We start from the raw sequence: 22,723 nt of genomic DNA, 5'->3' as shown, positions 1-22,723 counted from the left end.
ACGGGACCGGCTCGCGTTCCCAACATGCCGATCTCCCGAAGGGCGCATGTCGGGCTCAAAATGCCCTGTTGCTAGACTCGATGCATGATTGAAGCTCCCCCTGCAGGAACACAGGCCGTGGGCCGCGCCCTTAGCGTGCTGCGGTTGCTGAGCGACTCTCGAACAGAGCTATCGATCAGTGAAGTGGCCGCAAAGCTCGGGCTTTCCTCCGGAACAGCCAACCGCATCATTCGGGCGTTGGCCGCCGAGCGGCTCGTGGCCCGCAACCCGCAAACCGAATCGTACTTTCTGGGGAGCGGTGCCGTGCTGCTGGGTCAAGCAGCCCAGCGCGGATTCGGTCTGGACAAGATGATGCCAATCCTCAAGCGGCTCAATCAGGAAACGGAAGAGTCGGTCAACCTCTCAATCAGGGACTCCCGCGAATCCGTGGTGATGCTTCGGGTCCAGTCGACGCTGCCGCTGCGATTTGAACAACACACGGGCGCCAGGTTCCCCCTGTACTCAACGGCCTCGGGCAAGGCGATACTGGCTTTTTCCCCGAATGCAGAGGCATACCTGGCCACCTTGCCGACGCGATTGGACAAGGTAACACCGCATTCGTTGGGAACCCGCAAGGACTTTGAACTGGCCATCCAGGAAACGCGCGAGCGCGGCTTCAGTATTGACGAACAGGAAAACGTCGAGGGTGTTCGCAGCGTTGGTGCTCCGATTCTGGACGAATCGGGAATCGCCCAGGCCGCAATCGTCATACAGGTTCCAGCCGTCAGGATGCCAGCTTCCCGCGTCAAGGACCTTGGCAAGCGAATCATCATTGCGGCGCAGGAAGCATCGAGCTTCGTCCCACCGGACCGGCCGCTCGCCCCGTAGCCAGCCCGCGAGGTGCCACCTTCCGCCGGATTGATTTGCCCGGAAGCACCAGGCGCCCACTTGCCGGCAAGAAATATCCGCGAAATTCTTCGTGACCCACTTCACAGGTGACGGCGGATGTGCGTAAGGTAGACCCCATGATGTGGGGATATCCCCCACATGGTGAAACAAAGGGGTTTCTGATGTTCGAGCAGACCACGAATGAAACGATCTTCACCTGGGCCGCACCACCGCTCAAGTTTGGTGTCGGCGCCCTGAAGGAAATTGGCTTTGAGGTTGCGGGCCTTGGCGCAAAGTCCTGTCTCGTCATCACTGACATCGGGGTGCGCAACACCGGAATCCCCGACCAAATCGAACAAACGCTGGTGGCTGCCGGCATCAAGACCGAAGTCTTTGACTCCGTATCCGTCGAGCCGACCGACGAAAGCATCAATCATGCAGTGGCCTACGCCCGTGAACACAATTGGGACTGCTACATAGCCGTTGGCGGGGGCTCCGCCATTGATACGGCAAAGGCCGTCAACCTGCTCACGACCCATCCAGGCGAACTGCTTGACTACGTCACTGCGCCCATCGGCGGCGGAAAGGCACCATGGCTTCCACTGAAACCCCTCATTGCCGTGCCAACCACCTCCGGCACGGGCTCCGAATCGACTTCCATCTGCGTTATCGATTTCCTTGGACTGCATCTGAAGGCAGGCATCAGCCACGCCAAACTTCGCCCGACCATGGCCATCGTTGACCCGCTGACCACCGTCTCGCTACCCCGCCAGGTAACGGCGGCCAGCGGCATGGACGTCTTGTCGCACGCATTGGAAAGCTACACCAGCGTTTCCTTCGACTCCAAGCCCGCACCCGAGGATCCAACCAAGCGCCCCGCATTCTGCGGGGCCAACCCCATCAGTGACATTTGGTGCGAACAGGCGCTGCGGCTGGTCGGCAAGTACCTGCGCCGCGCAGTGATGAACGGACGCGACTTGGAGGCCCGTTACCAGATGTCCCTTGCATCCACGTCGGCAGGCACTGGCTTCGGCAACGCCGGAACCCACCTGCCTCATGCCAACGCGTACCCGATCGCCGGAGCGGTGAAGAACTACCAGGCGGAAGGCTACCCGGAGATGCCAATGGTCCCGCATGGCCAAGCCGTATCGGCGACAGCGGCAGCGGTCTTCCGCTGGACCTACGCGGGTGACCCCGTGCGCCACCTGCGTGCCGCGGAGCTTCTCAGCGGCCAGACCTTTACCGCCACCGACGGCTCCGATGCCTTGGCCCATGTGCTCACCGAACTCATGACGGACATCGAAATGCCCGCAGGCCTCCGAAGCTTCGGCTATGGCGAGGAGGACCTGGACACCTTGGTCGAAGGAACGATGAAACAGACACGGCAACTGGCGGTCGTCCCGCGCCCCGTGTCCCGTGAGGCACTGAAAGCGATCTTCCGGGAGTCGTTGTGAGCGCCGCAACCGGAAGTCCCGTTCAAGAGGAATTCTCCAAGAAGGATATCCGGACGGTCATGCTTTCCTGCGTGGTGGGCACCACCGTCGAATGGTACGACTTCTTCCTCTACGGCATGGCTGCCGGCCTCGTCTTCGACAAGCTCTATTTCCCGACGGCCGATCCACTCATTGGAACGCTGCTCGCCTTTGCGACATTCGCCGTCGGCTTCGTGGCACGTCCCATCGGCGGACTGATCTTTGGGCACATCGGCGATAAGATCGGCCGCAAGACCACATTGGTAACAACCATGTTCATCATGGGTATAGCAACCTTCCTCATCGGCATCATTCCCTCGTATGAGGTGATCGGCGTTACCGCGCCGATCCTCCTGATCGTCATGCGTATCGCCCAAGGCGTTGCGGTTGGTGGCGAATGGGGTGGCGCGGTACTCATGGCTGTCGAGTACGCACCACCGGGCAAGAGGGGCTTCTATGGGAGTTTCCCACAGATCGGTCTTGCAATCGGCTTGGTTCTGGGCACGGGCGTGTTTGCCCTGCTCGGCGGCCTGATGTCCGACGAGGCATTCCTTGCCTGGGGTTGGCGCATCGCCTTCTTGCTCAGCGCCGTCTTGGTTGGTGTCGGGCTATTCATCCGGCTCAAGGTCATGGAAACCCCGGCATTCCGCAAACTGGCGGCGGTGGAAGAAAAATCAACCATCCCAGCAATCGAGCTAATGAAGAATCCCCGCAATCGCCGGAACATTTTCTTGGGCATGGGCAGCCGCTGGGCAGAAGGGGTTGCATTCAATCTCTGGGCCGTATTCGTCATCGCCTACGGCACCGGGACACTGAAGCTGGAGAAGAACACCATCTTGCTCGCGGTGATGGCCGGCGCGATCACAATGGTGGTTACCATCCCGGTCATGGGGAAGATTTCCGATCACATCGACCGGCGCAAGATGTACACGGTGGGCGTGCTCATACTTGGTGCCGTGACCTACCCGGCGCTGCTTCTCATGGGCACTGGCAACACCTTGGTCATCGTCGGAACCATCGTAGTCGTTTTGGGCGTCATCTACCCGATGATCTACTCGCCGGAAGCAGCACTCTTCTCTGAGCTTTTCCCGACCAGGGTTCGCTACAGCGGAATCTCTGTCGTGTATCAAGTTTCAGGGATCTTTGCATCCGGCATGACACCGTTGCTGCTGGCGTTCCTGCTTCGCGAAGCGAATGGCGGTCTCGGCTTGATAATCGCCTACATCCTGGCCGTCACGGTAATAAGTGCTGCCTGCACCATGGCTATCCGGCGCAAGGACCTGTATACCGAAGCAGAAGAGGACGCAGAGCAACAACTTCGTGATCGAGAAGATTCCGTGGCCTGATCCCCACATGGTCGAAGGTCCACCGAACAAAATATCGACGTAACCTCCCCGGTTGGGGCCCGCCGCGCTGAACGCATGGGGGCCCCAAGCATCGTTTAAGGTAAACATCTTTGAGCCATCGAAGACCAATTGACGCCAGTGGCAAGCACATGGGATTGATGCCTCTGGTCGCCCAGTTCAATCGCAATTGCCGCTTGCACCGGAATCTGCATGAGGTCCCCCTAACCGCGCCAAGCGGGAGGGGTAGGGCATTCCAGCCGCAGCGCGGCAGTCCTGGAGGTCCACAGACGGCCGGCTCACTCGGGCTCCGGCGGGGCAGCATCGCCTCCACCGAGCACATCGACCGCGGCCTTCCCGTCGATGGGAAAGTGGCAGGTGGTCAAATGCGGCACGGTGCCGGCGGCCGTGGCAGCGGCGGTCGCGGCCTCCAGCTCCGCTGCCGGCAACGCAACCGAACCTCCCCCGGGCTGCAGCGGCGGGACCACCCGCGCGCAGATCTCCTGCGCCATGGGGCACCTGGTGCGGAAGCGGCAGCAGCTGGGCGGATCCATGGCCGAGGGCAGCTCGCCGCGCGCACCCAGCTTTGCCTTGCTACGTACCACCACCGGGTCGGGGTGGGGATGGTGTCGATCAAACCGCGGGTGTAGTGGCGCTGCGGGGTGGGAGTAGATCTCAGCCGCGGGGCCCACCTCAACCATCCGCCCCAGGTACCTCACCGCGATCACATCCGAGAGGTAGCGCACCACCGACAAGTCGTGGCTGATGAACAAGCAGGTCAGTTCGCGCTCGCGTTGCAGGTCCTTCATCAGGTTCAGCACCTGCGCCTGGATGGAGACATCCAGCGCGGAGACGTGCTCGTCGGCGACGATCAGCCCCGGCTGCAGGGCCCGGGCCCTGGCCAGGCCGATGCGTTGGCGCTGCCCGCCGGAGAACTCGTGCGGGTAGCGTTCGGCGGCACGCGCCGGCAGGCCCACTGCCGCCAGCAGCTCGTCGACCCGCTCGTTGCGGTCGCGGGCGGTGGCCACGTGCTGGATGTCCAGCGGTTCACGCAGGATCTACCGGACGCGCATGCGCGGATCCAGCGAGGCGTAGGAGTCCTCGATCATGAACTGCAGGTTGCGCCGCCCCTCCTTCGCTTCCTTGCCGCGCAGCAGGTTGATCCGCCGCCCGCGAAACAGGATGTGCCCGCTGGTGGGCTTGTCCGGCCCCACCACCAGCCGCCCGAGCGTGCTCTTCCCGCACCCCGATTCCCCCACCAGCCCCAGCGTGGTGCCGTGCGGGATTGGCACCACCCCGTCGGACTGGGGCGCCTCCGGCGGGACCCAGCCCAGGTTCTGCGCGAAGACCTCGATCATGATCAATCCGATGAAGAAGGTCGGCGCCGCATAGAAGATGAAGGCCAGGCCGGTGACAATGTAGTCAACGGGCTTGTCGCGCCGCACGGCCTGGTAGATCCCCAGCGGAACGGCAACGACCACCGTCAGCACCAGGGAGAGCGCGCCCAGGATGATGGTCTTGGGCATCCGTTGGACCAGCAGCGAGCTCACCGACTGGTTCAGCATGATCGAAAAGCCGAAATTGTCGGTGAGCCGCTGGCCCAGCTGGGTGAAATACTGGATGGTCAACGGCCTGTCATAGCCGTTCTCGGAGTTGAACACCTCCATTTGTTCCGCAGTGGCACGGGGCCCCAAGATCGCCCTGACCGCCCCGCCTGGCAGTTGGTGCAACAGGATGAACACGATCACCGTCACCACCAGGACGACTACGATGGCTTCCAGGAAGCGGCGAAAGATGTAGCCGGTCACGATGCTCGCTTCTCCGGCAGGACCCCGTGCGACTCCATGACCTTTGCCGCCTTCCGTTTGCGCTTGGCGCGATCAGCAACCAAGTAGCGCCACTGTGCCGGGGTAATGCTGCCGTAGGGGTTCTGCGGCGTGGCACCTTGCAGCGCATTGGCCACCGTGGTCAGGCTGGTCAACAGTTGGCAATATTCCCAGCACTCTTTGGCACTTGTTGGCGGTGACGCGTGGCAGTCTAGGCCGCGATCGGTTTGCCCTGCGGTTTCCGGTTCGTTTCATGCGCAAGCTGTCAGGAGGTAGCTACGTTTCCTCGAATGCCCTCGTTGCCAACCGGGGCGGGAAGTCGAGCCCCTCCCGCTGCGGCTGCCTCGCGTCCCAGAAACGCAGCCAGCTCGCTAATCGTGCTCATCAAGGGTGCCGGAAACACCACTGTGGAGTTCTTATCCACGCCCAGCTCGACAAGTGTTTGGAGATTACGCAACTGGAGGGCCAAGGGGTGGGCCATCATCGTGTCCGAGGCATCGCCCAGCGCAGCTGCTGCGAGGGATTCGCCTTCCGCGGCAATGATCTTGGCCCGCTTTTCCCGTTCGGCTTCCGCTTGGCGGGCCATGGCACGTTTCATGCTATCTGGAAGCTGGATGTCCTTGAGCTCAACCAAGGTCACCTCGACGCCCCATTCCAGCGTCGTCTCATCCAGAATTTCACGGATCCCGGAGTTGATGATGTCAGTTTCGGCAAGCGTCTCGTCAAGGGTGTGTTGCCCCACCACCTTCCTCAAAGTGGTCTGCGCGATTTGATCGATGGCAGCGTAGACATTCTCGATGGCGATGACCGATTTCACGGCGTCGAAGACGCGGAAGTACGCGACAGCCGAGATATCGACGCTGACGTTGTCGCGCGTGATGATGCCCTGGGACTGGATGGGCATGGTGATGATTCGCATGGAGACCTTGGTGATGCGGTCGATCACTGGAATGATCCATACTAGGCCCGGATTCCTGGCGCCGAGAACTCGTCCTAGGCGTAAGACCACGCCTCGTTCATACTGCTTGACCACGTGAATGGAAAGTCTGGCGGCGATAAGCGCCAGAACGACAATGACCACAATAATGGCAATGTTCAATGTCATGGCTAGTCCTTAGATGCTGAAGCTCCGGGGCCTTGCCGTTGGCCCCTCATCATTCCTGGAGGAATCATGCAACTGCGCGGAGCCACTGCTCGAATGGTCCGGATGGCCGCTATCTCTGATCGTAGGCGCAATTTCCACCGCCGTAGAGAGTCGAAAGGCCCTGTTGGACCCCCGGATCTCTCTGCCTGGCGTGCCAAATTGTCCCGGCCAGAATGGTGCTTGGATCTCATGCACAGGCGGTACCCCTGCGGGTCTAAGCGGACCAACCCGTGGTTGACCGTCCTTGCCAGGCAGCTGGTTTCCCCGGCTGCAGAGCACAACGACCGGTTGCCGGATCCGGGAATGGATCCGGCAACCGGCCGTTGGCGTGTTGGGGAATAGGTGTGCTATGCCCGCGGCCACCGGAGCTGCTAACTACCCGCAGTGGCCTGTTTCAGAAGAGGGGCTTAGAAGTCCCAGTCCTCGTCTTCGGTGTTCACGGCCTTGCCAATCACGTAGGAGGAGCCGGAGCCGGAGAAGAAGTCGTGGTTCTCATCCGAGTTCGGGCTCAACGCCGAAAGGATTGCCGGGTTGACGTCGGTGACCGATGCCGGGAACATGGCCTCGTAGCCCAGGTTCATCAGCGCCTTGTTGGCGTTGTAGTGCAGGAACTTCTTGACGTCCTCGGCCAAGCCGACACTGTCGTAAAGGTCGTGCGTGTACTGGACCTCGTTCTCGTAGAGCTCGAAGAGCAGCTCGAAGGTGTAGTCCTTCAACTCCTGCTTGCGCTCTTCGGTGACGCCCTCGAGCTCAAGCCCCTTCTGGTACTTGTAGCCGATGTAGTAGCCGTGCACGGCCTCGTCGCGGATGATCAGGCGAATCATGTCGGCGGTGTTGGTGAGCTTCGCACGTGAGGACCAGTACATCGGCAGGTAGAAGCCCGAATAGAAGAGGAACGATTCGAGCAGCGTCGAGGCGATCTTGCGCTTGAGCGGATCCTCGCCGTAGTAGTAGCCCTCAATGATCTGGGCCTTCTTCTGCAGGTTTACGTTCTCCGTTGACCAGCGGAATGCCTCGTCGATTTCCTTGGTGGAGGCCAAGGTCGAGAAGATCGAGGAGTAGCTCTTGGCGTGAACCGATTCCATGAAGGCAATGTTGGTGTACACGGCTTCTTCGTGCGGAGTCAGGGCGTCCGGGATCAGCGAGACGGCGCCGACGGTGCCCTGCAGTGTATCCAACAGGGTCAGGCCGGTGAAGACGCGCATGGTCAGCAGCTTCTCCGCCTCGGTCAACGTTCCCCACGACTGGACATCGTTGGACAGCGGAATCTTCTCCGGCAGCCAGAAGTTGTTGACCAAGCGGTTCCAAACCTCAACGTCCTTGTCATCCTGGATGCGGTTCCAGTTGATCGCTTCGACGTGGCTGGCCAGCTTGAGCTTCTCAGTCATTTCCGTCCCTCTTCATACTAAAGTTTTTGGGTTTTGCGGGTGCGCGTACGACGGCGGGTGGGCACCCGCCGTCGTACGCATTCGGTTGTCAGGTTATCGCTACCTTGCAACCGGTGGTGAATCGACAGCTCTTAGAGTGCGCAGGAAACGCAGCCCTCGACCTCGGTGCCTTCAAGGGCCATCTGGCGCAGGCGGATGTAGTAGAGCGTCTTGATGCCCTTCTTCCATGCGTAGATCTGCGCCTTGTTGATGTCGCGGGTCGTGGCGGTGTCCTTGAAGAACAGGGTCAGGGACAGGCCCTGGTCCACGTGCTGCGTGGCAACGGCGTAGGTGTCGATGACCTTTTCGTAGCCGATTTCGTACGCATCCTGGTAGAACTCCAGGTTGTCGTTGGTCAGGTAGGGGGCCGGGTAGTACACACGCCCGATCTTGCCTTCCTTGCGGATCTCGATCTTCGCGGCCACCGGGTGGATCGAGGAGGTCGAGTTGTTGATGTACGAGATCGACCCGGTCGGCGGAACGGCCTGCAGGTTCTGGTTGTAGATGCCGTGCTCCATGACGGAGGCCTTCAGCGCACGCCAGTCGTCTTGTGTCGGGATGTCGATCCCGGCAAAGAGTTCACGCACGCGCTCGGTGGTCGGGACCCATTCGGCCTCGGTGTACTTGTCGAAGTACTCGCCGGTGGCGTACTTCGAGTCGGCGAAGCCCTCGAACGCCTCGTTCTTCTCGATGGCCAGCAGGTTCGAGGCACGCAGCGCGTGGAACACGACGGTGTAGAAGTAGATGTTGGTGAAGTCCAACCCTTCTTCCGAGCCGTAGTGGACGCGTTCGCGGGCCAGATAGCCGTGCAGGTTCATCTGCCCCAGGCCGATGGCGTGGGTCTTGGCGTTACCCTGGGCAATCGAGGGAACCGAGTTGATGTACGACATGTCGGAGACGGCCGAAAGCGCGCGGATGGCGGTTTCGATCGAGGCACCGAGGTTCTTGCCGTCCATCGCCTTGGCGATGTTCATCGAGCCGAGGTTGCAGGAAATGTCCTTGCCCACGGTGTCGTAGCTCAGGTCTTCGTTGTACTCCGAAGCCGTCGAAACCTGCAGGATCTCCGAGCACAGGTTGCTCATGGAGATCTTGCCCTTGATCGGGTTGGCGCGGTTTACCGTGTCCTCGAACATGATGTACGGGTAGCCGGACTCGAACTGGATCTCTGCCAGGGTCTGGAAGAACTCGCGGGCATTGATCTTGGTCTTCTTGATGCGGGCATCGTCGACCATCTCGTAGTACTTCTCGGTGACGAAGATGTCGCTGAACGGAACGCCGTAGACCCGCTGGACGTCGTAAGGCGAGAACAGGTACATGTCCTCGTTCTTGCGGGCAAGGTCGAAGGTGATGTCCGGAACCACGACGCCCAGTGACAGGGTCTTGATGCGGATCTTCTCATCGGCGTTCTCGCGCTTGGTGTCCAGGAAGCGCAGGATGTCCGGGTGGTGGGCGTTGAGGTAAACGGCACCGGCACCCTGGCGTGCGCCAAGCTGGTTGGCGTAGGAGAAGCTGTCTTCGAGGAGCTTCATCACGGGGATGACGCCGGAGGACTGGTTCTCGATCTGCTTGATCGGGGCGCCGTGTTCGCGGACGTTGGTCAGCGACAGTGCGACACCGCCGCCGCGCTTGGAAAGCTGCAGCGAGGAGTTGATGCCACGGGAGATCGATTCCATGTTGTCTTCGATGCGAAGCAGGAAGCAGGAAACGAGCTCGCCGCGCTGGGCCTTGCCGGCGTTCAGGAACGTCGGGGTAGCCGGCTGGAAGCGTCCTTCGATGATCTCGTCGACCAGGGCGATGGCCACCTTCTCGTCGCCGCGGGCCAGGTGCAAGGCAACCATGCAGACACGGTCCTCGTAGCGTTCGAGGTAGCGCTTGCCGTCAAAAGTCTTCAAGGTGTACGAGGTGTAGAACTTGAAGGCGCCCAGGAAGGTCTCGAAGCGGAACTTCTTGGCGTAGGCGCCGCGGTAGAGGTCGCGGATGAAGTTCATCGTGTACTGGTCGAGCGTCTCGCGCTCGTAGTACTCGTGCTTGACCAGGTACTCGAGCTTCTCGTCGAGGTCGTGGAAGAACACGGTGTTGTTGTTCACGTGCTCCAAGAAGTACTGACGTGCTGCGGCACGGTCTGCCTCGAACTGGATGCGTCCGTCGGAACCGTAAAGGTTCAACATGGCGTTCAGCTCGTGGTAACCCAGGCCCTGGAAAGCTGCGGGCAATTCCTTAGAATCCTGCTTCATTTCAGGTTCTGCGACTTTCGTGTCCAAAAGACTTCCAATCCTTCGCGAACTCGGGTCACATCTTCTGGAGTGCCCATCAGTTCAAATTTGTATAGAAGCGGAACATTGCATTTGGCTGCGATCTTGATCGCGGCCAAGCAATATGTGGTTCCAAAGTTGGTGTTTCCGGCACCTATTACGCCTCGTAACAGGTTTCGGTTGCGTACATCGTTGAGGAACTTTACGACCTGCGGCGGGATCGAACGTTCTCCCTTTTCGCCACCGTAGGTGGGAAGCAAAAGCACGAACGGCTCGCTTGCCACCAGGTGTGGATCGCGGTTCAGCAACGGAATGCGGGCGCAATCCAGACCAAGTTTCCCCATGAACCGGTGTGTATAACCGGAAGCCGAGGAGAAATAGATCAAGTTGCTGTTGGTAAGTACCTCCGCCGGCACGGCGTGATCATGCATTGGTGGTGTGGCCAACGCTGAACTAGGCATTTTTTGATCGCCTCGTAATTGCTCGAATCGGTAAGGCTGGGCGTGGCTGGTTAGGCTACGGACGAGGCCATTTCCTGGGCCAGCGCGTCGATCTTGTCCGGGCGGAAGCCCGACCAGTGGTCGGCGTCGGTGATGACAACCGGAGCCTGCATGTAGCCCAAGGCACGAACGCGCTCCAAGGCTGCGGGATCCTGCGAAATGTCAACGCTCTGGTAAACGATGCCCTTCTTGTCAAGAGCTCGGTAGGTTGCGTTGCACTGTACGCATGCTGGCTTCGTGTAAACCGTGACGGTCATGTCCGTAAATCCCCTCGTGCAAAAATCTGTGTATGTGATGTGGCTGGTTCCCTATGCGCGCTCCCCGCGGGAGTGATGCATACGGACATTGTGTCCCGGCGGCTACGAAGCCTTCGGGGGCGGAGATTCGTACATTTCTCCGTATTCCGGAAGTTCGCGCACTAGGCCTCACCAGCTAATTCAATACTACATCTAGTGGGGCCTCGAGGGTTAGACCCCAACATGATGTATTACACCCCTGTCATTCAACTCACCGGCAGTCCACAAGCACTGTGGATAAACATCCCTCGTTAAACCGCGTGAATCCAACGAAATCGAAAATCTATCCACACCCTGTGGAGCAATCGACCGGGGATTAAAGAGTTGGCGTGTCGTTCGGCACGGCGTGTCGATCCTTGGCCGCTGAACCACAAGATATGGCGTGGACGATTGAACGTTAGCACTACGGGTAGTGCCCCGGCTGGCCCGACACCGCACTTTCCCCCACAAATGGTGTACCTCGGCGTGCGCGGCCCAAGCCGGGGGCAAAAGACAATGCCGACGGCGGGCGCCCGACGGGGCAGAGCCCTCCCGGTGTGGCGGCGGGGCAAACTTGCCGCCACCTTCGTTTGGAGACGATTGCGGTTCGTCCGGGACCACCAGGTTCGGGCGAGCTTTCGCACGGTTCAGCGCCCGGGTCGTCAACGGCGTGACCATCCGGGGATTGAGGGCGGGTAGGCGTTTCATCGACCGGGGCTTGCCCTTGGCACTTCACCGGCGGTTCAACCTGCCGCCAGGAAAGGCACAGTGAGCGGCAGCTCACATGGGGGTTGCTCCAGCAAAAGGTAAAACTACGCTGTCGGGGGACTCGCCGAAAAATACGGATCCCCTCCGGCAAGCGCCCTGGCGGTGGCGATCGCTGCGTCGGCAATCGCGTCTTCGAGGCCACACCCGTTCAGTAGGGCCCCGACGGTGGTGCCCAGGAAGAAGTCCCCCGCACCCTTGGCCCGGCTTTCAACCAGTGGCGTCTTCACCAACCTTGTTCCCGCATCGGTGACCAGCAATGTGTCCACGGTGGCGGTGCCGGGGCCGGAGATGGGTGCGGCGCTGGTGACTGCAACCCATCGGAGCGTTGGGGTCAGCAGCGACCGCGCCCGTTCTTCCGGCGAGTGGCCGTCTTGGCCCTCGGTGAGCAATCCAAGCTCAAAGTTGTTGGGCGTGACCGCACCGGCCAAGGGGATCAGGTGCTTGACATAGCCCTCCACGACCTCGGGGGCCGTGTAGAGGCCGACGTCGTCATCACCCATGGCCGGATCCACGACCAGCTGGATGCCCGGGTTGACCTCGCGCACCCTGGAAAACCATTCGCCGATGATTCGTGCCTGGCCCGGATGCGCCAGGTACCCGACGCAGACGAATTTTGCTTCACGGAGGACCGCACGCGCCAGCAGGTCATCAAGGATCCCGCCGAGCCAGCCGTCGTCCAGCGCTCCCCCGGCCAGCGAGTGGTAGTGGGGCAGGTTGCTGAACATGACGGTCGGGATGCAGATGACCCGGTGCCCGGCTCGTTCAATCACCCTGCCGACCACGTTGTTTCCCACCGAGCCGAAGGCCAGTTGGGAGCTGATGACGACGGCGGCAACCGGGCGTTGGTCCAGTTCGTAGGGCAGGTCCGGGCTCATGGGACTGGCGGCCTACTGGGCGGCGGGCTTGGGCGTGGCGGGCTTCTCTCCGGCGAACCCGGGCCAGTAGTGGCTGTCGGGCAATGCCCGTGCACCGAAGATGCCCTGGCCCACGCGGACGACGGTGGCGCCTTCCTGGATGGCGAGTTCGAAGTCGCCGCTCATGCCCATGGACAGCTCTTCGATTTCCATGCCTTCCGGTGCGCTCTCGCGCAGCATGTCGCGCAGCTCCCGCAGGCGCACGAAGCATGCCCGCACTGCTTCCTTGTCGTCGCTGAACAGGGCCAGGGTCATCAGTCCCTTGACGTGGAGCCGGTCAAATTGCGGAAGCTGGTCGACGAATTCCTGCACCTCGGCCGGCGGGAGCCCGAACTTGCTTTCCTCGTTTGAGGTATTGACCTGGACGAAGACATCGAGCTGTCGGTCCTCGGCCTCGAGCCGGCGCTGCAGGGCCGCGGCCTGGCGGATGTTGTCCAGCGCCTGGAACTCGTCGGCGAATTTCGCCACGAACTTCGCCTTGTTGGTCTGCAGGTTGCCAATGACCGAGAACTTCAAACCCGGGATGTCGGCAAGGTTCTCGGCCTTGCGCGCGGCCTCCTGGACCTTGTTCTCCCCCAGGAAATCCATTCCCGCCGCCACGGCCAGGCGCAAAAGGTCCTCGGGCACGGTCTTGCTGACCGGCAGCAGTCGGATCGAGGCCGGATCACGCCCCGCCTTGCGCGCTGCGGCGTCGATGCGGGCCTTGATGGAGGCAAGGTTGTGCTTGAAATCCTCGATGGAGCTGGCGTGGGCTGCGGCAGGTTCGGGGGTGTTCACGGGCAATGTCATGGCGGGGGCAGAGTCTTTCACGATGAGGAGCTTCGGATGCTTCAACGCAGGGCCCAAGCGGGTCGATGCGCCACCGCCAACATAGCACGACGATACTGAGCCCCTAGTCACGATCGGGTGCAAGTTCATTGGCGGCCTGCTCGGAAGCATGCGGCGAGGAGGTTGCCGCGCGGTGCGGCAACCGGCGCGCCAGGTAGCGGGCATCGCGTCCCGCGCCACCGATGATCCCGGAGGTCAGCCCGTACTGGAACGGGAGGCCCAGGAACCCGAGCCCGGGGACCCGGGTGCTGATCCCCCGTTGGTGGAAGGGATAGCCCGACCCGTCCACTTCCAGGCCGTTGATCCAGGAGAAATCGGGCCGGTACCCCGTCGCCCAGATGATCGTGGAGGCCTCGACCACCTTCCCGTCTTGCGCCACCATCACACCGTCGCGCACTTCGGCGATCTTTCCGGCACGGATGACACCGGCGGAGTCGACATCGTCCGCCGTCAGCCCGATCAGTGGTGCACCGTGGGCGAGGAATCCCTTGGCGACCTTGCGTCCGGCCGGCGTTGAACGCGTCAGGATGCGGTGGACCAGCAGCCAGTACAGCGCCGGCGCGAAATGGATGAGCGCGCCGGGCACGTGGGCGGTGGGCTTCCCGCACAGCGTGACCTGCCGGCCGGCGGCCAGCTCGCAGGCGATCTGGGCCCCCGAGGTGCCGAATCCCACCACGGCAACCGGGCCTTCGGGAAGCATCTGCGGGTTTCGGTACTCGCTCGAATGCAGCTGGGTCGTGGCGGCGGAAATCCGGGCGGCAAATGCCGGGATCTTCGGCGCCTGGTGGACGCCAGTGGCCACGACCACGCGGTCCGCGGTGAAGGTCCCGTCGGTGGTGTGCACCGTGAATCCCCCGGCGGCTCCAATGTCCATGCCCGTGACTGTGGTCGAGGAATGGATCGGCAGGCCAAAGGCCTCGGCGTAGGACTCCAGGTAGTCGGCGACGGCACCCGCGGCCGGAAGAACCGAGCCCCTTGCCGGGAACCGGCGTCCGGGCAGCCCGTCGTGTGCGGCGGGCGTGAAGAGTTGCAGGGAATCCCAGCGCGATCGCCAACTGCTGCCCGGTGCCGGCCCGGAATCCAGCACGATATGGTCCTCGCCGGACTTCCCCAGTTCGTGGGCCATGGACAACCCGCAGTGGCCGGCTCCCACGATGATCGTGCGGTGGTTGTTGGATTGGCTTTGCATGGTGGACTCCTCAGTTCCGCGCGTAGCGACCCCCTGTTCATTAGAGTACGCATCCAGTCAGTGGAGCGCTATTCTTTTGTCATGGAATCCACCGCGCGGCCCAAGCCCAACCGCCGGGCGCAGCAAAGCGCCGAGACAAGTTCGTTGATCATTTCGACGGCACGTCGCCTCTTCATGGAGCAGGGCTTCGTCCCCACCACCGTCGAGAAGCTGGCACGCGAATGCGGGGTTGCGGTCCAGACCATCTACAACTCGGTGGGCAACAAGACGCAGATCCTGTCACGGATCATCGACCAGGCCGCCTCGGGTGAGCGTGCGCCGGCGTCCCCGCCTGAGTTCCTCGCCGTCGAACTGGAGCGCGCCACCGCGCCCGGCGACGTTGCCACGGTCTTGTCGGCGTGGTTTGCCGAAGTCAACGGGCGCATGGCCCCCATCCACAAGGTCCTGGGTGAAGCCGCGGTGGTGGATCCAGCGGCGGCCACCTTGCAGCGGGCCCGCGATGCCCAGCGCTTTGAGCGCTACCTGGCGGTGCCGCGCCTGCTGCGGGATCGAGGAGGACTGCAACGCGGACAGCACGACGAGGATATCGCGGCACTCATCTGGAACACCGGGCACCCCCAGACCTACCATTTCCTGGTCGCCGGGCGAGGATGGTCACCGGAGCGCTACGAACGCTGGTGCCATGCGACGCTGGCTGGCGCATTTTCCTGAGGTACCCGCAAACGCCCCGACCCCGGGCACAACCAGGCGCCGCCCTCCCCAGGGGGAAGGACGGCGCCAGGAATTCCCATTCGGGTGCTGCTAGACCTTCTTGACGACGGAGGATTTCAGGTGCATCGGCCCGAAGCCGTCGACCTTGCACGAGATGTCGTGGCCGTCGATGGGGTCGACCAGGCGAATGTTGCGCACCTTGGTGCCGACCTTGATGGACTGGGCCTGGCCCTTGACCTTCAGGTCCTTGACCACCGAGACGGTGTCGCCGTCCGCCAGCACGTTGCCGACCGAATCCTTGATGACCGTTTCCTGCGGCTCCTCGGCGGTCCACTCATGGGCACACTCGGGGCACACCAGCAGGGCGCCCATTTCGTAGGTGTAGGGGCTTGAACACTGTGGGCACGATGGCAAAACGTCACTCATGGCACCCATTCTAGACGGCGGGCACAAATCAGTGGTGCCGCTAGCCGGAACCACCTTCGAGCCCGGATCGCGATACCCCATGGAACGCAAGACCGTTGCCGCCCGGGCCGACCGAGGCTCGGCGCGCCGCTCCGGGCCCTGGCCGCTCCCCCAAGGAAGGCCCCGTGTCTTCACCAACGGACCTCGAGTGGTCCAAGGACGAGGCATACGGTCGCAGGCCACGGTCCATGCCGCTCGCCGGAGAAGGCCTGCCTGCCGTTCCGGCGGAAATGACCGGATGCCGATGAACGCAAACACGATGGTGTAGCCAACGCAGGCAAGGTGCGCATCGGGAGCCAGCCCGTGCAGGAACGAACCGACAACGACCACGATGACCGACACCTCGAGGTTTGCAACGACCTGCACCGGGTTCCGGCTTCCCCCGATCATCCGGGCCGGTGCCGGGGTCCCCCGTGGTCACTGCAAGACACCCGCGTCCCGGGCCCGAGCCGGCCGAAGACCACGCCGCGTTCGACGCTGGATCCGATCCCGTCCACCGCCACGCGCGAACCATAGGCGACCCTCAAGTCCGCGACGGCAAGCATCGGCGGCGGTTCCTGGCCCATATCGCCCATTCAAACCACATCTCCCACGATCCGTGGATCCGTCCTGCACAGCGGCGTGCCGCCCTACCTTGAAGGTGGGCTTCCTCGATGTCGATGGCCAGGGCGGAGCCTGTGCCTGGGCGGTGACCTCCCCGCCGGTCCCCGCAGGACGTTGCGGCACGGGGACACCCGGCGGGCCGGTCGCGTCAACTAGAGTTTGAGACGCAAGGACAGGTCACCGGCAGAGCCAGGGAGCAAACCACCATGGAATTCGCCGATATCGTGGGCCGCATCTTGATCAGTGCCGTCATCGCCGTGGCATTCATCGTGGTGCTGGCCATGTTCGTGCGCCGGCTGCTTGGCGTGGCCGTGGGCCTGGGCCGGATCATCGTGGCCGGCGTGCTCGGGTTGGGCGCGGAAGTGGCCTTCGAGTCACGCTTCGTGTGGCCCGACCCCAACGCCAGTCTGGCGTTGGTGCCCGTGCAGATCGGCATCGTGCTGATCATTGCCTCGCTCTTCCTGATGCTTGCCGAGCTCGTGGTTCCCACCGGGACGATCCTTCGGCCCGACAAGTGGGTGGCCGCTGCCAGGGCCCGGTTTGCCCGGACGAGGCGCTATACCCAGGTCACCCGCATAGCGCTGTCGCACGGGATCCTGCCGGCCAAGCGCCCCGCCGACGGCCACACGCCCCAGGCCGCGGCCGACCGAACCGCGGCGGGCCGCTCCCTGCGCCTGGCGCTCCAGGAATCCGGGGTGACCTTCGTGAAGTTCGGCCAGGTGCTCTCCACCCGCGCGGAGCTGCTTCCGGCCGAATACATCGACGAGCTGGCCAAGCTGCAGCAAGAGGTCGCCCCCGAACCCTGGGAGAACATCCGCATGCTGATCGCCGGCGAACTCGGGCGGGTAGTCGAAGAAGCCTTCGCCGAGTTCGACCCGGTGCCGCTGGCCGCGGCCTCCATCGGGCAGGTGCACCGGGCACGGCTGCACAGCGGGAAGGTGGTTGCGGTCAAGGTCCAGCGCCCGGGTGTCGTTCCGCTGGTCGAACGCGACCTGGACATCGCCCTGCGCATGGCCCGGACCCTGGAACGATCCACCGACTGGGGCAGGTCCCTGGGGATCGCCAAGGTCGCCGACGGTTTTGCCGAGTCCCTGCGCGACGAGCTCGACTACGAGCTGGAGGCCATGAACATCCAGGCGCTGCGCACCACGCAGCTCAAGCACCCGGCCTCCGAACGCGTCGGGATCCCCGAGCACTACCCGCATTTGAGTACCCGGCGGGTGCTGGTCATGGACCTGGTTGCCGGCAGCACACTCGGTTCCGCGGGCAGCATCGATGCCCACCCGCCCGAGGTCCGGGCGGCCCAGGCCGTTGCGCTGTTCAGGTCGCTGATGCACCAGATCATGGACGACGGCGTCTTCCACGCCGACCTGCATCCGGGAAACATCGTGCTGGCTCCCGACGGGGCGGCCACGCTGCTGGATTTCGGTTCGGTCGGGCGGCTCGATGCCGAATTGCGCGAGCTGGTCTCCGAGGTGCTGCTGGCCTTCTACCGCGGCGATTCGCGTGCCATCGCCGACGCGCTGCTGGGCATGGTCCCGGTCCCGGAACCGTTCGACGAGACGGCGCTGCGCCGCGAGCTCAGCCACTTCATGTCCCGGCACATGGGTCCCGGCGCGGAACTGAAGGCGGAGGTCTTCACGATGATGGTGGCGCTGCTGGCCAGGCACCGGCTCTCGATCCCCGGCGAGCTCACCCTGGCCTTCCGTGCGGTTGCCGTCCTGGAGGGCACGCTGCGCCGGCTCGATCCCGGTTTCGACCTGCTCGCCGCTGCCAAGGACTACGGCCAGGCGCGGATGCGCTCGGGCCTGCGCCCCTCCTCGGTCGCCGAGGCCCTCAACAACGAGGTGCTCTCGCTGCTGCCGATGCTCAGGCGCCTGCCGCGACGGCTCGATGCGATCACCGGGGACCTGGAAGCCGGACGCCTGGGCATCAACATGCGGCTGCTGGCCCACCCGCAGGACAGGAAGATGCTCCTGTCCCTGGTCCACGAGGCCATCCTCACGTTCCTGGCCGGCGTCACCGGGATCATGGCCACCATCCTGCTGGTCAGCGGCGGCGGCCCCATGGTCACCTCCACGATGAGCCTCTACCAGCTCTTCGGGTACACGCTGGTCGTCGTGGCCACGGTCTTCATCCTGCGCGTGGTCTTTGACCTCTTCCGGCGGCGAAAGAACGACTAACCCGCATCGCGGGCCCCGGAAACCGGCCCGGGTCCGCCGCTAGGGCCCGATAAGCCGGCCAACGCCAACCGCGGCACAGGCCCACAGGACACTGACGAAGGTCCCCAGGATGAATTGCTCGGCGGCGGCGTGCTGCTTGAGTTCGGAGAACCTGCCAAGACCCTTCACCGCCAGGACCACGGCCAGCCCCTCGGGCCACGAGGCCCAGAGCGTCGCGGCAATCGCCGCACGTTCCAGCAGGCCGATCCACATGCCCCCGCGCAGCGGGCTGGCATCCGGGTCGCGGCCCTCGCCGGAGTGGCCCCGCGCCCGCTTGAACGCCGCGAGCCGGAAGACGGTCTCGGTGACGGGCCCGCCGCCGAGTGTTGCCGCGGCCACGCTGGCAACGATGACCAGCTCGGCGGGAACCTGCCAGGCACCGGGGGCGTGGTTGCCGAATGCGGCGAGGATTCCGGCGAGCGCCAGCGCCGCCACGAGCAGGGTGCTGGTCAACGACTGCTTCAGCGGCCAGCGGAAGCCCGAGGCGGCGAAATACCGCGGGGCGCCAAGGGCAAGTACCGCCAGGAGCAGTACCCAGGCAATCCAATTCATGTGCGTCGGCTTCCTTCCGCGATCAGGGCATATTCATGAAGGGCCAAACCCGCCGCGGCGGCCAGCCGGGTGGCTTCGTACCAAAGCCCGGAGGCCAGCCGGGCCGAGACCGCCTGCTGCGAGATGCCCAGCTTGGCTGCGACCTGCTGTTGGGTCAGGCCCCGGGAGACCAATATGCCAGCCTCGGCCGACGATTCGGTGCGGCGCGCGTTGACCATCGCGACCAGTTGCAGTTCGGCCTCCAGGCGTTCTGCCCCGTCCCCGGGCCCGGACAGTGCCAGGGACCCGCTGGAACCCTTGGCCCGTTCCACGGCGTCGCGGGCGTGTTCGAAGGCGGGTCCGCGGCCGGCGCGCGTCTGCTCGGGCATCGGGGTCTCCACGGCCCCGACCCCGATTCCCACGCTCCACTCCCCCGTGAGTGCCACCTCGAGGGCGAGGGCAACCGCGGCGGCCCCGTCCCGGAGTACGCCCTGGATTTCGTCGCCGGCGGTTCGCTCGAATCCGCGCACGGTTTCGTACCCGCTGGCCAGCCGATGCAGCAGGGAATCGACCTTGTCCGGCCCCGACCGGGAGCGGCGCTGGTCTATGGTGATGACGATCATCCCACAAACTTACAGACTTGTACCGATCTTCACAAGCCCTAAGGTTTGTAGTTCAGCCAACAAGGGGATGGGTCGGCACGACCCCGGGCGACATCACCGTTGCCCCGTCCCGCCGCGGGGGCATAGCATCCAAGGGGTGAGGATAGTTGCGATGGACCGCGGGCGTTGCACCGGGTTCCCCACCGGCAGCATGGAACATCCATGTCCGGCCACCTGATCGTCCACGGTGCCGGCTCCCGCCTGTCCTGCACCGTCTCACCCGGCACCGGCCCCGAGGTGCTCTTCCTCAACGGCGCGTTTTCCACCGGGCACGATTGGAAGCAGGTTCTGGGCGACCTTTCCCCCGACTACCACACCGTGACCTTTGAAGCCCGCGGCCGGGGCCGCTCACCACGCCACGCGGACTATTCGTTTTCCGGGGCGCTGGACGACGTGGCAAGCGTGCTCACCGCCACGAAGCTGCAACACCCCATCCTGGTCGGCTGGTCGCACGGGGCCACCCTGGCCCTGCGCTACGCCGCCACGCATCCCGGCGAGGTTGCCGGGATCGTACTCATTGACGGCGCCTTCCCCGTGCGGGTCTTCCACGAAAAGGCACAAAGACGCATCCGCAGGCAGTACCGGCTGCTCAAGGCGCCGATGGCCGTGCTGGGCTCCCTGGGGATCATGTCCCGACTGGCGCACCACCGGGCCGCCGACCTGGTGGTGGAGCTCGATGAGATCGACGCGGGGCTGCTGCCCGACTACCGCTCCCTGGACTGCCCGGCGTTGATCATTGCCGGCTCGGGGCCGCACCCGGGCTCCCCCGCGGCGGAGATGCAAACGATGCGCGCCGCTGCGGCACTGGCCTGCGAGGCCAACGCGCGGGTGCGGCTGTTCTCCACGGTTCAGGCCAACCACCTGCGGATCCTGTCCAGGCACGCCACCGTCATCATCTCCGCCATCCACGCCCTGGCGCCCCGCACCTAGCCACCGCGCCCTGGCCGGCGGACCGCGTGGGCCGGTGGCGCACCGGCCGCCCCCTTGACTTGCCGGGATTTGCGGCGACACTTTAGTCAGGAGCACCCCGGACCCACCGCCCGGCATGGAATGGGGACCGGCAACACCGGGCACACCACCGGATTCCGGGAAACACTCGCCTGACATGCACCCCAGGGGTGCCTTGGGGCTCACGCCATCGACCCGATGGTGCCGTTGGGGGCACCCGCCGGGATGGCGAAGCGGTGCCGCGAAGCCGCGGCACCTCCCGATCCGACGCCGTCCTCCCGGATGCCGGCATCGCCCCCACGCACGGGGCCGCAACCCGCACACCCGCTCACCAAGGAGAACCCACCCATGGCCGCCAACGGCACCGCCGCCTCCGCACTGCGTTCCGCGATCGACGGGACGGTATTCGGTTCCACCGACCCCGGGTTCGAAGCCGCCTGCCTCGGATTCAACCTGGCCCACGAGTTCCGGCCGGACATCGCGGTGCTGCCGCGCTCGAGCCGGGACGTCGCCGCCGCGGTGCGGCATGCCGCCGAACACGGGCTGGCGGTCCACGTGCAGGCCACGGGTCACGGGCTCGGTGCCCAGGCCCACGGCGGGATGCTCATCAACACCTCGGGGCTCCAGGAACTGGACCTCGATCCGGATGCCCGCAGCGTGCGCGTCGGGGCCGGTGTGCGCTGGAGCAGGGTCATTGCCGCCGCCGCACCGCACGGGCTGGCCCCGCTGAACGGTTCTTCCCCGGAGGTCGGGGTCGTCGGCTACACCATGGGCGGAGGCATGGGGCCGATGGGCCGCACCTTCGGGTTTGCCGCCGACCATGTCACCTCGCTGCGGATGGTCACCGCCTCCGGCGACACGCTCGAGGTCGACGCCGTGCGGGAACCGGAACTCTTCTGGGCGCTGCGCGGCGGCAAGTGCTCCATCGGCATCGTCACGCAGCTGCGGTTCGGCCTGCAGCCCGTCGCCGAGGTCTACGGGGGCGGCATCTTCTTTGCCGGGGACCACGCACCGGAGCTGTTTCACGCCTTCGGCCCGTGGGCGCGCTCCCTGCCCGAGTCCACCACCGCCTCCATCGCCATGCTGCGGCTGCCCGACGCCCCGGAGTTCCCCGAACCGCTGCGCGGCAAGACCACGGTGCACCTGCGCTATGTCCACGTGGGCGACGACCTGCAGGGCGCCGCGTTGCTCGCCCCCATGCGCGACACCGCCGTTGCGCTGATCGACATGGTGGCGATGATGCCGTACTCCCTGATCGGGTCCGTCCACCAGGACCCCACCGACCCGATGCCCGCCTGGGACGCCTCGCTGCTGCTCGGCTCCCTGGACGCCGACACGATCGATGCCCTGCTGGAAACGGCCGGGCCCCGGCTGCAGGTCCCGCTCATCCTGGCCGAGCTGCGCCACCTGGGCGGCGCCTTTGCCCGCCAGCCCGAGCACCCCAACGCCGTGGGCAGGCGGGATGCCGCCTTCGCGGTGAACTTGGTCGGCCCCTACTCCCCGCCGCTGCAAGAAGCGGTGGCGGCCAGTGGCCAATCGGTGCTGGACGCCATGGAACCGTGGTCCCACGGAGGGCCCTCGATCAATTTCCGCGGCTTCTCCTGGGCCCCTCAGGATGTGCGCAAGGCCTGGGAGCCCGGGCACGTCGAGCGCCTGCGCCGGATCAAGGCCGACTGGGACCCGGAATCGCGATTCCGCTTCGGCTACCTGTTGGACTGAGCACCGGACCCCGGCCGCGATGGCCAGCCGGTTCCACGCAGTGATCGCGGAGACCGC

General features: G+C 64.2%; 21 protein-coding genes and 1 pseudogene. 7 read left to right on the top strand and 15 right to left on the bottom strand.

Annotated features, from left to right (window positions below; translation table 11 throughout):
- The first annotated feature begins 84 nt into the window (after positions 1-84).
- The 3 genes from DQ353_RS02480 to DQ353_RS02470 all read left to right on the top strand — a co-directional run bounded on the left by DQ353_RS02480 (position 85) and on the right by DQ353_RS02470 (position 3,685).
- The gene (locus DQ353_RS02480) at positions 85-867 is read left to right on the top strand and encodes an IclR family transcriptional regulator (RefSeq protein WP_113761182.1); all 783 of its coding nucleotides are present in this window, start codon (positions 85-87) and stop codon (positions 865-867) included.
- 182 nt (positions 868-1,049) lie between these two features.
- A complete protein-coding gene (locus tag DQ353_RS02475) occupies positions 1,050-2,321 on the top strand; it encodes a hydroxyacid-oxoacid transhydrogenase (protein ID WP_113761181.1) in 1,272 nt (423 codons plus the stop codon).
- Positions 2,318-3,685: an MFS transporter gene (locus tag DQ353_RS02470; RefSeq protein ID WP_220093953.1), complete on the top strand. Its 1,368-nt coding sequence runs from the start codon at positions 2,318-2,320 to the stop codon at positions 3,683-3,685. The genes DQ353_RS02475 and DQ353_RS02470 overlap by 4 nt, the downstream gene beginning before the upstream one ends.
- A gap of 296 nt (positions 3,686-3,981) precedes the next feature.
- On the opposite strand, the gene DQ353_RS22120 is transcribed toward DQ353_RS02470, so the two are convergent.
- The 11 genes and pseudogenes from DQ353_RS22120 to DQ353_RS02425 form a co-directional block, all read right to left on the bottom strand.
- A complete protein-coding gene (locus tag DQ353_RS22120; protein ID WP_286166564.1) occupies positions 3,982-4,383 on the bottom strand; it encodes an oligopeptide/dipeptide ABC transporter ATP-binding protein in 402 nt (133 codons plus the stop codon).
- A gap of 165 nt (positions 4,384-4,548) precedes the next feature.
- Positions 4,549-5,490 (bottom strand): annotated as a pseudogene (locus DQ353_RS21950) (ATP-binding cassette domain-containing protein); the annotation flags it as partial.
- The gene (locus tag DQ353_RS21530) at positions 5,487-5,663 is read right to left on the bottom strand and encodes a hypothetical protein (protein WP_181578208.1); all 177 of its coding nucleotides are present in this window, start codon (positions 5,661-5,663) and stop codon (positions 5,487-5,489) included. The pseudogene DQ353_RS21950 and the gene DQ353_RS21530, both read right to left, overlap by 4 nt.
- Before the next feature lie 110 nt (positions 5,664-5,773).
- Positions 5,774-6,613, bottom strand: a complete 840-nt coding sequence (locus DQ353_RS02460) for a slipin family protein (protein WP_181578207.1) — start codon at positions 6,611-6,613, stop codon at positions 5,774-5,776.
- Between the two features lie 446 nt (positions 6,614-7,059).
- Entirely contained in the window at positions 7,060-8,040 is a 981-nt protein-coding gene (nrdF, locus tag DQ353_RS02455; RefSeq protein WP_113761179.1) for a class 1b ribonucleoside-diphosphate reductase subunit beta, read from the bottom strand.
- A 131-nt stretch (positions 8,041-8,171) separates the two neighbouring features.
- Positions 8,172-10,313, bottom strand: coding sequence for a class 1b ribonucleoside-diphosphate reductase subunit alpha (nrdE, locus tag DQ353_RS02450; protein WP_181578206.1), 2,142 nt, complete (start codon positions 10,311-10,313; stop codon positions 8,172-8,174).
- Positions 10,310-10,792, bottom strand: coding sequence for a class Ib ribonucleoside-diphosphate reductase assembly flavoprotein NrdI (gene nrdI, locus DQ353_RS02445; protein WP_113761178.1), 483 nt, complete (start codon positions 10,790-10,792; stop codon positions 10,310-10,312). Before nrdI ends, nrdE begins: the two co-directional genes overlap by 4 nt.
- A 50-nt stretch (positions 10,793-10,842) precedes the next feature.
- Complete coding sequence (gene nrdH, locus DQ353_RS02440; protein ID WP_071216467.1) at positions 10,843-11,088, bottom strand: glutaredoxin-like protein NrdH; 246 nt, start codon at positions 11,086-11,088, stop codon at positions 10,843-10,845.
- 830 nt (positions 11,089-11,918) lie between these two features.
- Positions 11,919-12,749 (bottom strand): bifunctional hydroxymethylpyrimidine kinase/phosphomethylpyrimidine kinase, encoded by an 831-nt coding sequence (locus tag DQ353_RS02435; RefSeq protein WP_113761177.1) that lies wholly within the window; start codon positions 12,747-12,749, stop codon positions 11,919-11,921.
- Positions 12,750-12,761: 12 nt separating this feature from the next.
- On the bottom strand, positions 12,762-13,577 hold the full coding sequence (locus DQ353_RS02430; protein WP_113761176.1) for a YggS family pyridoxal phosphate-dependent enzyme: 816 nt from the start codon (positions 13,575-13,577) through the stop codon (positions 12,762-12,764).
- A gap of 103 nt (positions 13,578-13,680) precedes the next feature.
- Positions 13,681-14,805, bottom strand: a complete 1,125-nt coding sequence (locus tag DQ353_RS02425; protein WP_113761175.1) for a flavin-containing monooxygenase — start codon at positions 14,803-14,805, stop codon at positions 13,681-13,683.
- A gap of 81 nt (positions 14,806-14,886) precedes the next feature.
- On the opposite strand from DQ353_RS02425, the gene DQ353_RS02420 reads away from it, so the two are divergent.
- Positions 14,887-15,516, top strand: a complete 630-nt coding sequence (locus DQ353_RS02420) for a TetR/AcrR family transcriptional regulator (RefSeq protein WP_181578205.1) — start codon at positions 14,887-14,889, stop codon at positions 15,514-15,516.
- A 90-nt stretch (positions 15,517-15,606) separates the two neighbouring features.
- Here DQ353_RS02420 and DQ353_RS02415 read toward each other — a convergent pair whose 3' ends face one another.
- Positions 15,607-15,942, bottom strand: coding sequence for a zinc ribbon domain-containing protein YjdM (locus DQ353_RS02415; RefSeq protein ID WP_113761174.1), 336 nt, complete (start codon positions 15,940-15,942; stop codon positions 15,607-15,609).
- A 425-nt stretch (positions 15,943-16,367) separates the two neighbouring features.
- A complete protein-coding gene (locus DQ353_RS21270) occupies positions 16,368-16,547 on the bottom strand; it encodes a hypothetical protein (protein WP_146755179.1) in 180 nt (59 codons plus the stop codon).
- Positions 16,548-16,790: 243 nt separating this feature from the next.
- On the opposite strand from DQ353_RS21270, the gene DQ353_RS02410 reads away from it, so the two are divergent.
- Positions 16,791-18,767 (top strand): ABC1 kinase family protein, encoded by a 1,977-nt coding sequence (locus DQ353_RS02410; RefSeq protein ID WP_113761173.1) that lies wholly within the window; start codon positions 16,791-16,793, stop codon positions 18,765-18,767.
- A 39-nt stretch (positions 18,768-18,806) separates the two neighbouring features.
- On the opposite strand, the gene DQ353_RS02405 is transcribed toward DQ353_RS02410, so the two are convergent.
- Entirely contained in the window at positions 18,807-19,358 is a 552-nt protein-coding gene (locus tag DQ353_RS02405) for a hypothetical protein (protein ID WP_113761172.1), read from the bottom strand.
- Positions 19,355-19,960 carry a helix-turn-helix domain-containing protein gene (locus tag DQ353_RS02400; protein ID WP_113761171.1) on the bottom strand — a complete coding sequence of 202 codons (606 nt, stop codon included), beginning with the start codon at positions 19,958-19,960 and terminating at the stop codon, positions 19,355-19,357. Before DQ353_RS02400 ends, DQ353_RS02405 begins: the two co-directional genes overlap by 4 nt.
- Positions 19,961-20,161: 201 nt before the next feature.
- On the opposite strand from DQ353_RS02400, the gene DQ353_RS02395 reads away from it, so the two are divergent.
- Positions 20,162-20,929 carry an alpha/beta fold hydrolase gene (locus DQ353_RS02395; protein WP_113761170.1) on the top strand — a complete coding sequence of 256 codons (768 nt, stop codon included), beginning with the start codon at positions 20,162-20,164 and terminating at the stop codon, positions 20,927-20,929.
- Between the two features lie 366 nt (positions 20,930-21,295).
- Positions 21,296-22,666, top strand: coding sequence for an FAD-binding oxidoreductase (locus tag DQ353_RS02390; protein ID WP_181578204.1), 1,371 nt, complete (start codon positions 21,296-21,298; stop codon positions 22,664-22,666).
- The last annotated feature ends 57 nt before the right edge of the window (positions 22,667-22,723 follow it).

This window comes from Arthrobacter sp. AQ5-05, assembly GCF_003287975.1.
In the GTDB taxonomy this organism is placed as follows: Bacteria; Actinomycetota; Actinomycetes; order Actinomycetales; family Micrococcaceae; genus Paeniglutamicibacter.
The sequence above is the reverse complement of the archived record's forward strand: the minus strand, read 5'-3'. Positions and strand labels throughout refer to the sequence as shown.

What these genes read in the sequence shown, in the direction of transcription:
- DQ353_RS02480 (WP_113761182.1), top strand. Translation starts at nt 85, where the DNA reads ATGATTGAAGCTCCCCCTGCAGGAACACAGGCCGTGGGCCGCGCCCTT.
- DQ353_RS02475 (WP_113761181.1), top strand. Translation starts at nt 1,050, where the DNA reads ATGTTCGAGCAGACCACGAATGAAACGATCTTCACCTGGGCCGCACCA.
- DQ353_RS22120 (WP_286166564.1), bottom strand. Translation starts at nt 4,383, where the DNA reads ATGGTTGAGGTGGGCCCCGCGGCTGAGATCTACTCCCACCCCGCAGCG.
- DQ353_RS02460 (WP_181578207.1), bottom strand. Translation starts at nt 6,613, where the DNA reads ATGACATTGAACATTGCCATTATTGTGGTCATTGTCGTTCTGGCGCTT.
- nrdF (WP_113761179.1), bottom strand. Translation starts at nt 8,040, where the DNA reads ATGACTGAGAAGCTCAAGCTGGCCAGCCACGTCGAAGCGATCAACTGG.
- nrdE (WP_181578206.1), bottom strand. Translation starts at nt 10,313, where the DNA reads ATGAAGCAGGATTCTAAGGAATTGCCCGCAGCTTTCCAGGGCCTGGGT.
- nrdI (WP_113761178.1), bottom strand. Translation starts at nt 10,792, where the DNA reads ATGCCTAGTTCAGCGTTGGCCACACCACCAATGCATGATCACGCCGTG.
- nrdH (WP_071216467.1), bottom strand. Translation starts at nt 11,088, where the DNA reads ATGACCGTCACGGTTTACACGAAGCCAGCATGCGTACAGTGCAACGCA.
- DQ353_RS02435 (WP_113761177.1), bottom strand. Translation starts at nt 12,749, where the DNA reads ATGAGCCCGGACCTGCCCTACGAACTGGACCAACGCCCGGTTGCCGCC.
- DQ353_RS02430 (WP_113761176.1), bottom strand. Translation starts at nt 13,577, where the DNA reads ATGACATTGCCCGTGAACACCCCCGAACCTGCCGCAGCCCACGCCAGC.
- DQ353_RS02425 (WP_113761175.1), bottom strand. Translation starts at nt 14,805, where the DNA reads ATGCAAAGCCAATCCAACAACCACCGCACGATCATCGTGGGAGCCGGC.
- DQ353_RS02420 (WP_181578205.1), top strand. Translation starts at nt 14,887, where the DNA reads ATGGAATCCACCGCGCGGCCCAAGCCCAACCGCCGGGCGCAGCAAAGC.
- DQ353_RS02415 (WP_113761174.1), bottom strand. Translation starts at nt 15,942, where the DNA reads ATGAGTGACGTTTTGCCATCGTGCCCACAGTGTTCAAGCCCCTACACC.
- DQ353_RS21270 (WP_146755179.1), bottom strand. Translation starts at nt 16,547, where the DNA reads ATGGGCCAGGAACCGCCGCCGATGCTTGCCGTCGCGGACTTGAGGGTC.
- DQ353_RS02410 (WP_113761173.1), top strand. Translation starts at nt 16,791, where the DNA reads ATGGAATTCGCCGATATCGTGGGCCGCATCTTGATCAGTGCCGTCATC.
- DQ353_RS02405 (WP_113761172.1), bottom strand. Translation starts at nt 19,358, where the DNA reads ATGAATTGGATTGCCTGGGTACTGCTCCTGGCGGTACTTGCCCTTGGC.
- DQ353_RS02400 (WP_113761171.1), bottom strand. Translation starts at nt 19,960, where the DNA reads ATGATCGTCATCACCATAGACCAGCGCCGCTCCCGGTCGGGGCCGGAC.
- DQ353_RS02395 (WP_113761170.1), top strand. Translation starts at nt 20,162, where the DNA reads ATGTCCGGCCACCTGATCGTCCACGGTGCCGGCTCCCGCCTGTCCTGC.
- DQ353_RS02390 (WP_181578204.1), top strand. Translation starts at nt 21,296, where the DNA reads ATGGCCGCCAACGGCACCGCCGCCTCCGCACTGCGTTCCGCGATCGAC.